Origin of the sequence: Dietzia sp. CW19, assembly GCF_014145265.1 — a bacterium.
Taxonomy (GTDB): domain Bacteria; phylum Actinomycetota; class Actinomycetes; order Mycobacteriales; family Mycobacteriaceae; genus Dietzia; species Dietzia natronolimnaea.
Genome location: NZ_JAALEE010000217.1, coordinates 1 through 4,180, shown reverse-complemented (window position 1 = coordinate 4,180; position 4,180 = coordinate 1). Strand labels below are relative to the sequence as shown.

4 protein-coding genes are annotated in these 4,180 nt (G+C 69.8%); 3 read left to right on the top strand and 1 reads right to left on the bottom strand.

All coding sequences use genetic code 11. The features are described 5' to 3' along the window. Positions 1-222, bottom strand: a 222-nt coding sequence (locus G6021_RS07210) for a helix-turn-helix domain-containing protein (protein WP_182640955.1), incomplete at its 3' end; no start/stop codon positions are given. Positions 223-390: 168 nt separating this feature from the next. On the opposite strand from G6021_RS07210, the gene cysD reads away from it, so the two are divergent. The 3 genes from cysD (at position 391) to G6021_RS07195 (ending at position 4,161) form a co-directional block, all read left to right on the top strand. Next, complete coding sequence (gene cysD, locus G6021_RS07205; protein ID WP_095718176.1) at positions 391-1,308, top strand: sulfate adenylyltransferase subunit CysD; 918 nt, start codon at positions 391-393, stop codon at positions 1,306-1,308. Positions 1,309-1,394: 86 nt separating this feature from the next. After that, complete coding sequence (cysC, locus tag G6021_RS07200) at positions 1,395-3,239, top strand: adenylyl-sulfate kinase (protein WP_182640956.1); 1,845 nt, start codon at positions 1,395-1,397, stop codon at positions 3,237-3,239. Positions 3,240-3,243: 4 nt separating this feature from the next. Next, positions 3,244-4,161: a TSUP family transporter gene (locus G6021_RS07195; RefSeq protein ID WP_182640954.1), complete on the top strand. Its 918-nt coding sequence runs from the start codon at positions 3,244-3,246 to the stop codon at positions 4,159-4,161. Positions 4,162-4,180: the final 19 nt, after the last annotated feature.

The following is a 4,180-nucleotide window of genomic DNA, read 5'->3' as shown; positions in this document are numbered from 1 at the left end:
GGCGGACAGCGACGCGGCGACCGAGCGCATCCGGGGCCCGGCGCGCCACCCGCCCTCGAGCTTCTCGGCCCACTGCTCGGCCTGCATCTCGGCGAGCACGGCGTGCAGGGTCGAGCGACTGGCCCCGGTGGCCCGGGCGATCTCGGCGAGGGGCAACGGCGGGCCCTCGATCGACAGCGCCTCGATCACGGAGAGCACACGGTGGGTGGGTTCGTGTCGCATATCCGACAGCCTATGTCGACATGCGGACAATCTGCCCGGGATTGCCGTCTCCGAGATGTAAATCGGGCCGCTCGGGGAGCACGATGGTCTCCGAGCCGGACCGCAGACAGACCTGTCTGCGGTCTGCTGTCCGGTCACGCCGGACGAGCCCACGACATTGGAGGTCGCATGACAGCGAGGACGGCGGTGACGCTCTCGCACCTCGACGCACTCGAGGCCGAGTCCGTCCACATCTTCCGCGAGGTAGCCGCGCAGTTCGAACGCCCGGGGATGCTGTTCTCCGGCGGCAAGGACTCCGTGGTGATGTTCCACCTGGCGCGCAAGGCGTTCTGGCCCGCGCCCATGCCGTTCCCGCTCATGCACGTCGACACCGGTCACAACTTCGACGAGGTCATCGAGTACCGGGACCGGGTGGTCGAGGAGACCGGGGTCCAGCTGCTCGTGTCGTACGTCCAGGACGACATCGACGCCGGCCGCGTGGTCGAGGAGACGGGCGTCGGCACCAGCCGTAACCGACTCCAGACCGCCGCCCTGCTGCGCGGCATCCAGGAGAACCGCTTCGACGCCGTGTTCGGCGGCGCCCGCCGCGACGAGGAGAAGGCCCGCGCCAAGGAGCGCGTCTTCTCCTTCCGTGACGCGTTCGGCGCCTGGGACCCGCGCGCACAGCGCCCCGAGCTGTGGAAGCTGTACAACGGCAACCACCGCAAGGGCGAGCACATCCGGGTGTTCCCGCTGTCCAACTGGACCGAGCTGGACATCTGGCAGTACATCGAGCGGGAGGACATCGACCTGCCGCCGATCTACTACGCGCACCAGCGCGAGGTGATCGAGCGCGACGGGATGCTCCTGGCCAAGACGCGGTTCCTCGAGACCCTCCCGGGCGAGGAGGCGCGCACCGAGCTCGTCCGTTTCCGCACCGTCGGCGACGCCACCTGCACCGGGTGTGTGGAGTCCGACGCCGCCGACAACGCCGCCGTCGTGGCCGAGGTCGCGGGGACCCGCGTCACCGAGCGCGGCGCCACCCGTGCCGACGACCGGATCTCCGAGGCCGGCATGGAAGACCGCAAGAAGGAAGGCTACTTCTGATGAGCTCCGCCACCACGGCATCGTCCGCGACCAGCGGGCCGACGCTCGCCACCGCCTCGACTCTCACCCCGGAGCAGTTGAGCACCATGTCCGAGCACGCCCAGCTGCTGCGCATCGCCACCGCGGGGTCGGTCGACGACGGCAAGTCGACCCTCATCGGGCGCCTGCTCTACGACTCCAAGGGGATATTCGAGGACCAGCTCGCCTCGATCGAGGCCACCTCGGCCAAGCGCGGTGACGAGTACACCGACCTCGCGCTGCTCACCGACGGGCTGCGCTCCGAGCGCGAGCAGGGCATCACGATCGACGTGGCCTACCGCTACTTCTCGAGCCCGCGCCGCAAGTTCATCATCGCCGACACCCCGGGCCACGTGCAGTACACGCGCAACATGGTCACGGGCGCCTCGACGGCCGACGTGGCGATCATCCTGGTCGACGCCCGCAAGGGGGTGCTGGAGCAGACGCGCCGGCACGCGTTCCTCTCCGCGCTGCTGGGCATCCCGCGCCTGGTCGTGGCCGTCAACAAGATGGACCTGGTCGACTACGACGAGGCCACCTACGAGGCCATCCGCTCCGAGTTCACCGACTTCGCCGCCAAGCTCGAGGTCCACGACGTGACGTTCGTGCCGCTGTCCGCGCTCAAGGGCGACAACGTGGTCGACCGCACTGATTCGATGCCCTGGTACACGGGGCCGGCCCTGCTCGACCATCTCGAGAACGTGCACATCGCCTCGGACCGCAACCTGACCGACGTCCGGTTCCCGGTGCAGTACGTGATCCGCCCCCAGCGCGCCGACGGCCTGGACCACCGGTCCTTCGCCGGCACGGTCGCCGGGGGCATCATGAAGGTCGACGACGAGGTGGTGGTCATGCCGTCCGGTCGGCAGTCCACCATCAAGGCCATCTGGGGCCCGGGCGGCGCGGAACTGGACGAGGCGGCGGCACCGGCCGCGGTGACCATCGCACTCAACGACGAGATCGACATCGTCCGCGGTGAGATGATCGCCCGACCCGGCAACCGCCCGCACCAGGGCACGGAGCTGGAGGCCATGGTCTGCTGGTTCGCCGACGACTCCACGCTCACGCCCAACAAGCGGTACGTCGTCAAGCACACCACCCGCGACACCAAGGCGATCGTCACGGGCCTGGAGTACCGGCTCGACATCAACACCCTGCACCGCGACCCCGACTCCACCGGGCTGGGGCTCAACGAGATCGGCCGCATCGGCCTGCGCACGCAGACCCCGCTGATGTACGACCCGTACCGCCGTAACCGCGACACCGGCGCGTTCATCCTCGTGGACGAGCTCACCGGCAACACCGTGGGCGCGGGCATGATCATCGGCCCCGCCACCACCGGTTCCAACGTGGTGTGGCACGCCGGCGCCGTCCAGCGCGGAGACCGCGGGCAGGGTCGCACGCTCTGGCTCACGGGACTGTCGGGCTCGGGCAAGTCCACGGTCGCCTCCGAGGTGGAGCGGCTGCTCATCGAGTCCGGGCACCCCGCCTACATCCTCGACGGCGACAATCTGCGGCACGGCCTCAACGCCGACCTCGGGTTCTCGGCCTCCGACCGGGCGGAGAACATCCGCCGCACCGCGGAGGTGGCGGCGCTGTTCGCCGACGCCGGCGTCGTCGTCATCTGTTCCCTCATCTCCCCGATGCGCGCCGACCGCGACAAGGCACGCAGCGTCCACGCCGCGGCCGACCTGCCCTTCACCGAGGTGTTCGTGGACACCCCGTTGGCCGAGTGCGAAGCACGTGACCCCAAGGGGCTCTACGCCAAGGCGCGGGCGGGAGAGATCCCCGAGTTCACCGGCGTGTCCGCGCCCTACGAGCCGCCGCTGACCCCCGACCTGCACATCCGGCCGGAGGACGGCACCGCGGAAGAGGTGGCTCAGCGGATCGTCAGCTCGATCCTCGGGGTCTGACCCGGTGCCGGAGGCGCTCTGGACCTACGACTCGCTGGGTCTGCTGGTCGTCAGCGCGGTGATCGGCGTGGTCATAGGTCTGACGGGGATGGGCGGCGGGGCGTTGATGACGCCCGCGCTCATCCTCGTGGGGATCCCGCCCACCGCCGCCGTGGCCAACGATCTGGTGGTCAACGCGGTGAACAAGGTCATCGGGGCCGGCGTGCACTGGAAGCACGGCAAACCCAACCTGAAGATCGCGTTCTGGCTGATCCTGGGTTCGGTCCCGACGGCCTATCTGGGGGCCTGGCTGGTGCACGCGGTGGGAGCCGACGACGTCCAGGGGCTGCTGAAGAAGGCGATCGGCGGCACGCTCATCGTGGCGTCCTCCGCCTATTTCCTGCGCGCGTTCTTCGAGATGGCCGGCAAGATCCGTACGGGCAGCGACCCGAACCCGCCCGTCAAGCCGCTGATCACCCTGCTGGTCGGAGTCATCGGCGGGCTGATGGTGGGCATCACCTCGGTGGGCTCCGGCACGGTCATCATGATGTGCATCATGTTGCTGTACCCGACCCTGGCCGCGCTGCGGCTGGTGGGCACCGACCTCGTGCAGGCGGTCCCGCTGGTGATCGCGGCGGCGATCGGCCACGTGATGGTGACCGGCGTCGACTGGAACCTTCTGGTGCCCCTGCTGATCGGCGGGGCGACCGGGACGTACGTCGGGTCGAAGTTCGCCGGACGGGTGCCGCAGGGACTGATCCGGCGGGGCATCACCATCGTGTTGGCGGTCACCGCCTCGGCGATGCTCGGGGCCTCGCCGGCACTGATCGGCGCCATCGCGCTGGTGCTGGTGACGGTCGGGCCGCTGGTGTGGCGGGCGCTGGTGCGCAGGTATTCGGTGCACCTCGACGAGCCGCCCGCGCGCTCCCGGGCCCGCGTCTGACGACGCGCTCGCGGGCCCG

Bases quoted from the DNA above. Each gene is read 5' to 3' on its own strand.
- cysD (WP_095718176.1), top strand. From the start codon at position 391: ATGACAGCGAGGACGGCGGTGACGCTCTCGCACCTCGACGCACTCGAG.
- cysC (WP_182640956.1), top strand. From the start codon at position 1,395: ATGTCCGAGCACGCCCAGCTGCTGCGCATCGCCACCGCGGGGTCGGTC.